This window comes from Pseudochelatococcus contaminans, assembly GCF_014195635.1.
GTDB lineage: Bacteria > Pseudomonadota > Alphaproteobacteria > Rhizobiales > Beijerinckiaceae > Pseudochelatococcus > Pseudochelatococcus contaminans.
The window spans coordinates 1-5,749 of record NZ_JACICC010000033.1 but is presented as its reverse complement, the minus strand read 5'-3'; the positions used below and the strand labels follow the sequence as shown (position 1 = coordinate 5,749).

Here is a 5,749-nt window from a genome sequence, read left to right as displayed (position 1 = left end):
AGCGCTCTGATTATGCCGAACTGCCGCATGGCCGAAAGCCGGCGTGACAGCCGAAAAGCTCGGCCATGCGGCATAATCCGACTTACGGCATAATGCCCCTTATGCCGATATCGGCATAACGGGCATGCCACTGGCCATGCGTCCCGTCTGAACCGGGATTTCTCCGGCTCCTTCGGCACCAGGAAATACGCTTTCGAGGAACTGGTCGCTGAGATGAGCGCCGCGTTCTGATGCGCCTCGCTCGGCATCGTGCCGACTGTGCGCCATGCCGACTACATCGGCTCCTGGCTGGAGGTGCTACGCGAGGACAACCGCGCGATCGTGCGCGCCGCCTCGCAGGCGAGCAAGGCGGCCGACTGGATCTTGGCCCATCTGCCAAAGGCCGAATCTTCGAGCGCCAGCACCGACACAACCGACAGGAGGGCGGCATGATCCTCCTGACCGACGAGTTGCGCGCGCAGCTTCTGGCCAATGGCCGCCAGCGCGATGCAGACCATGTGCCGGTGGTGAAATTCTTCAACCCGCTTGGGGAGGGCGTCTGGCTTGCGACCGAGTTGGCCGCCGACGGCGACACGCTGTTCGGTTTGGCCGATCTCGGCGAGCCGGAGCTGGGCTATTTCTCGCTGGAGGAAATGACCTCGGTGCGCCTGCCCTTCGGGCTCGGCATCGAACGCGACATGCTCTTTACCGGCGAATTCCCTATCTCGGTCTGGGCCGAAGCCGCGCGAGAGGCCGGCAGCATCCGCCAGGCCGAACGGATCATCCGCACGGCCCGGCAGTCCCGGTGGGAGGGCGTGTGATGCGCTTCCGTCGCTGGCACAGATTTGAACCCTATGGAGATACGTCGCGCAAACGCGCGGCATTTCTCCGCAAGCAACGCCTCGAACGGGAGGCGTTGCCGCTCTTTGCCGATCAGATCGCCGCCACACAACATGGTGTCGATGAGGAAATGGCCCGCCGCGCTGTCTGGTGGGGCGAGGCCGAACACAAACGCCGCAGCCAGCGAGCTGCCTGGTGGCGGAAGGCCCGCGCCCGGCTTTTCGCGCTACCCGACACGTTGCGCGCGCGTGTTCGCGAGATTTGGCGGACGTGCCCATATCCGGCCGATCCGGCGAGCTTCGCCGATTTCCTCCACCAGATCGCCGTCGGCAAGCTCGATCCCTGGCGGCCGCCGTGGGTCTTCCAGCAAGCCCGGTCGGCACGCATGACCCACGATCCGGCCACGTTCGATGAAGCATTTCGTCAGATCGGTCGCAAACAGGTCGGCGGCGGCCCGAAAACCACGCCGGCGGATGAACTGCTGTTCTGCGGCAATCTCGGCTCCGGCATCATCTTCCTCACCACCCGCGTCCGGCTGATCGACCCGAACGAGAGCTTCTACACCTCGTCCAGCCATCGCCTGCGCGATTCCCATGTCGGACGCTCCGGTCATTGGGTGGAAATCGAGGTGCGCGGCGACTGTTCCATGGCGGAGCTTGCGCTGATCGAACGGCTCGCTAAGGCCGCCGATACGCGGCCGGTCGTTGTCCAGCACATCGTCTCCGCCCGGTCCAAGGCACGAGCTGGAGGTTTGTCATGACCGGCCGTCTCCTCCGTCCCGGCCACAATGGCGGGCCTCCGCTCGACCCGTCCGTTCCGCATGAACGCGGCCGGTGCAAGAACTGCATCCATTGGCTTGCGCGACCCGAGAATGAGCAGCGCGCCTATGAAATGTTCCGGGTCGGCCTGTCGTGCAAGCGCGTGAAACGGCCGACCGGCACCTGCGACCAGGTGCTCTTCGCTGGCCCGTCCTCCACCGTCTTCTCAGCGACGACCGCCGAGTTCAGTTGCCGGAACTTCGAGGCGAAGCCCCGCGCGGATCGTCCGGTCGGCGGCGGCTTCGTCACGATCTGGAGCAACGGGCGCGTCGTCTGGCAGGGGCCGGAGGAAAAAATCCCGGCGCGCTTCCAGCAAGAGGATCTCGACCTGGGTGATCGGAAGGCGCGGTTCGCGACCGGGCCGAGGCCATGACCGTTCGGCAGCGACCGAAGGCGCGCCACTCGTCGGATGAGCCGGTGGACGGGCGCGGACGAGGCCGAATATCGGCGCGTCCTCGACGATCTGCTCCTCGCGGTCGGGCCAGACCTTGAACGGCTCCGGCGAAAGATCGACCGGCAGGAGGCGGCCATCCTGTCGCTGCGCCGCAAACATGGCGTCAACGAGGAGCGGCCCGCGGCGCCTCGACTGATGACGCGGTGCCTGCCGCTGGCGGTTTAGAGGAAGAGAGGGGGGTGGGGTTTCGTGACGGATTTAGGGTCGAGAGAGAGGCTTTCGGCGTCCGTCGCGGAGAAACCACCATGGCTCGTGCCAAGAAGAAGCCCGCCCTCCAGATGATCGAGTTCTCGCGGGCGCGCGACATTCCCTTCAACCGTATTCGCCTATCCGCCGACAACGTGCGCGAGATCGACGTTGAGGCCGGACTGGACGAACTCACCCATGACATCGACCGTCGCGAGGATCTCGTTCAGGGCCTCAATGTCCGTGCCATCCTCGATGAGGACGGCAACGAGACCGGCGATTTCGAGACGCCAGCCGGCGGCCGGCGCTACAGGTCCATCGCGCGCCTCGTGGAAGCCGGTCGCTTCCCTGCCGATGGCCTCGTCCCCTGCATCGTCAAGAAGGCCGATGCCAAGACCTCGGCCGTCGACGACTCGCTGGCCGAAAACCTGCTACGCCTCGCCCTGCATCCTCTCGACCAGTTCAAGGCGTTCAAGCGGATGTTCGACATGGGCATGTCCAAGGAGGAGATCGCCGACGCCTGGCGGACCACGCCGCGCTACATCATGCAGCGCCTACGTCTCGCCACCGCCGCGCCGTCCCTGCTCGATGCCTATGCGCGCAACGAGATGACGCTCGCGATGCTGGAAGCCTTCACCGTCAACCCCGACCATGAGCGCCAGCAGCAGGTCTGGGAGCGCGTCAGCAATTCCTGGCAGAAGGAACCCTGGCAGATTCGCAACATGCTGACCGAGACCACGGTTCCCGCCGCCGACAAGCGCGCCCGCTTCATCGGCGTCGAAGCCTATGAGGCGGCAGGCGGCCCGATGCTGCGCGACCTCTTTTCCGAAGAGAACGGCGGCTGGTTGCAGGACGTCACGCTTCTCGATCGTCTGGTCGACGAGAAGCTTCGCGCCGTTGCCGACGAGATCGCGGCTCAGGGCTGGAAGTGGATCGACGCGGCGGTCGAGCTTCCCTACGGCTACGCCAACGGCCTGCGCAGGCTGGTCGGCGTGACCCAGGAGCTGACCGATGAGGAACGCGCCACCCGCGAAGCGCTGCGCGAGGAGTATGACGAACTCGAATCGCAGTATGCCGAGGCCGAGGAACTGCCCGATGAGATCGACCAGCGGCTCGGCGAAATCGAGGCCGAACTGGAAGCCTTCGAGAACCGGCCCGTCACCTTCGCGCCGGAAGACATCGCCCGTGCCGGTGTATTCGTCAGCATCGGCCGCGAGGGCGAGTTGATCGTCAGCAGCGGCTACGTCCGCCCCGAGGACGAGCAACCCGAAGCCGTCGATGGCGAGGATGCCGGAGAAGGTGCCGACCCGTCCGATCCTGATGCCGTTCAGCGCGCCGTCATCACCGTTGGTGGTGAGCCGGTCCCGGAGGGCGACGAGGAGGAGGACGATGCCGTCAAGCCGCTGCCCGAGCGGCTGGTGATCGACCTGACCGCCTGGCGGACGTTGGCGCTGCGCAATGCGCTCGCCGAGAATCCGCACGCCGCCATGACGGCCCTGCTGCACAAGCTCGTCCTCGACACCTTCGAGCGCACCTCCACCGCGGGAACGAGCCTCTATGCCGCCGTGCGTCACATCTATCTCCCCGCTGACGCGACCGGACTCGCGGACAGTGCCGCAGCGAAGATGATCGACGAGCGCGCGGACGCCTGGCGGGGCGATATTCCCTCCGGTGATGACGACCGGCTCTGGGGGTGGATCGATGGCCTCGACGATGCCAGCCGCCTGGCCCTGCTCGCCCATTGCGTGAGCTTCGGCGTCAACGCGCTCTACGAGCGGCCCAACCCCTATTCGGGGAACGGCATCTCGCAGCACGGTCTGGACCGCCGCATGGCCGAGGCCGAACGGCTGGCCCAGGCCACCGGCCTCGATCTCGTCGAAGCCGGCTGGAAGCCCACGGTCGAGAACTATCTGGGCCGCGTGACCAAGGCCCGCATCCTCGAGGCGGTGCGCGAGGGCGCCGGCGATCGCGCCGCCGATCTCATCGCGCATCTGAAGAAGGGCGACATGGCGAAGGAGGCCGAACGCCTTCTGGCCGACACCGGCTGGCTGCCCGAACCTCTGCGCCCCGCTCTGGATGCGGAGACCGTGGACGGTGCGGCCGATCAGGACGAGGACGGCGTGGCGTTACCCGACTTCCTCGCCGGTGATGATAAGGACGTGGCCGTCGCCGATCCGGCGGCCCTCGTCGCCGCCGAGTGATGCGCGCACCAGCGGGGCGGCCTCCGTCGCCTCGCTTTCCATCCCTGTCCATTCCAAGGCCCGGCAGCTCGCCGGGCCGTTTTCGTTTCAGGAGACCATCATGGCCATTCCCGATCCCGTCCGAACGAATTTCAACACCCTGCTGCGCGCCGCCGGTGACGGCAACCTGGCGCTGATGGAATGCCTCGATGCCGAAACCCACGAGGTTCGCTACGTTCTGTGCGCTGTCGGTCGTGACGGCGGCGATTACGTCTTCACGCCATTCGGTCATCTCGCCGACTGCAACCCCTATGACGCCTATTTGCCGCCGGACCCCGCCAATCCTTCAGGCTTCCTCGAAACCCCCGGAAATGGAGACGCGGCATGATGAGCGTTGACGAAATCTTCGCCGAGGACCGCAACAGTCCGCCTGCGGAGCGGTCGCTTCCATGGGAGGAATCGCGCGGCGGCGTCACCGTCGTCGTGGAGCCGAAGCCGCATTGGGCCGAGGACATGCGCGCCTTCCGGCTCGATGCCCGCGAATATTGCCGCTATGCGGATTGGACCGCAGATGGCGGCCGCGCGCGGTTTTATGGTCATATCGACACGTCCGGTGACGACGTGATGATGAAGGCCCGCACGATGATCGCCCGCGAAATCGCCGATGGTTTCTGGGACTGACCGGCCCTGAAAGCTGCGCCTGGGTACCGGGCCGTGGAGTATCGCTGGTCAGGCAGCGATGGATCGAGGTCCAGCTTCACCATTGCAACGTCTCCTTATCGGTGCCGGAGGAACGGGTTCCGTCCCCGGCCTGAAGCACATCCTGGAAATCGGCCCGGCAACGAGGCTTGCGCGGCGAGGCATCTGCGACGGATTTCCGGCGCCTGTCAGAGGCAAAGCACCACCCCCGCTTCCATTCGCGAACCTTGGTCCAGCCGTCTCTTTGTCAATCAACCCGTGAAGGGTCGGCTTACGCAAGCGTGCCGCCCTCGGGGATTCGGGACGAGCCCGAACGCCCGAGGGTGATTGCAGATCCGGCCGGACACTTCGGGCGCCTGTCGCGCGGGGGATGGTCCCCCGCTCCAAAAACAGGAGCCGGAACCCATGTCCTATGCAGATGCCACCGCCTTCGCCGCCAGCCTCGCCACCACGCTGATGGTCCCGATCGTCGTGCTCCAGGCCGGGGACGGCACCCATGGCGCTTATCTGAACAGTCAAGCTGTCTCACTGGCATTTCGCTGAGCTCGCCGGCTCCCGGAACAGCGTCTCGATCAGCGGACATTCCCGCCGAT

General features: G+C 65.9%; 8 protein-coding genes and 1 pseudogene. All 9 read left to right on the top strand.

The features are described from left to right. Window positions 1-120 precede the first annotated feature (120 nt). Window positions 121-432: pseudogene (locus FHS81_RS18375) on the top strand (zincin-like metallopeptidase domain-containing protein); the annotation flags it as partial. Next, complete coding sequence (locus FHS81_RS18370; RefSeq protein WP_037094052.1) at window positions 429-800, top strand: DUF2958 domain-containing protein; 372 nt, start codon at window positions 429-431, stop codon at window positions 798-800. The pseudogene FHS81_RS18375 and the gene FHS81_RS18370, both read left to right, overlap by 4 nt. Beyond that, the gene (locus FHS81_RS18365; RefSeq protein WP_052114322.1) at window positions 800-1,579 is read left to right on the top strand and encodes a hypothetical protein; all 780 of its coding nucleotides are present in this window, start codon (window positions 800-802) and stop codon (window positions 1,577-1,579) included. Before FHS81_RS18370 ends, FHS81_RS18365 begins: the two co-directional genes overlap by 1 nt. After that, complete coding sequence (locus tag FHS81_RS18360) at window positions 1,576-2,010, top strand: hypothetical protein (RefSeq protein ID WP_052114321.1); 435 nt, start codon at window positions 1,576-1,578, stop codon at window positions 2,008-2,010. Before FHS81_RS18365 ends, FHS81_RS18360 begins: the two co-directional genes overlap by 4 nt. Before the next feature lie 36 nt (window positions 2,011-2,046). Continuing rightward, a complete protein-coding gene (locus FHS81_RS18355) occupies window positions 2,047-2,256 on the top strand; it encodes a hypothetical protein (protein ID WP_197496974.1) in 210 nt (69 codons plus the stop codon). A gap of 80 nt (window positions 2,257-2,336) precedes the next feature. Continuing rightward, entirely contained in the window at window positions 2,337-4,478 is a 2,142-nt protein-coding gene (locus tag FHS81_RS18350) for a ParB/RepB/Spo0J family partition protein (protein WP_037094050.1), read from the top strand. A 100-nt stretch (window positions 4,479-4,578) separates the two neighbouring features. After that, window positions 4,579-4,845 carry a DUF6117 family protein gene (locus FHS81_RS18345; protein ID WP_037094056.1) on the top strand — a complete coding sequence of 89 codons (267 nt, stop codon included), beginning with the start codon at window positions 4,579-4,581 and terminating at the stop codon, window positions 4,843-4,845. After that, on the top strand, window positions 4,842-5,138 hold the full coding sequence (locus FHS81_RS18340; protein WP_037094048.1) for a hypothetical protein: 297 nt from the start codon (window positions 4,842-4,844) through the stop codon (window positions 5,136-5,138). Before FHS81_RS18345 ends, FHS81_RS18340 begins: the two co-directional genes overlap by 4 nt. A 423-nt stretch (window positions 5,139-5,561) precedes the next feature. After that, window positions 5,562-5,699 (top strand): hypothetical protein, encoded by a 138-nt coding sequence (locus FHS81_RS18335; protein ID WP_183755026.1) that lies wholly within the window; start codon window positions 5,562-5,564, stop codon window positions 5,697-5,699. The last annotated feature ends 50 nt before the right edge of the window (window positions 5,700-5,749 follow it).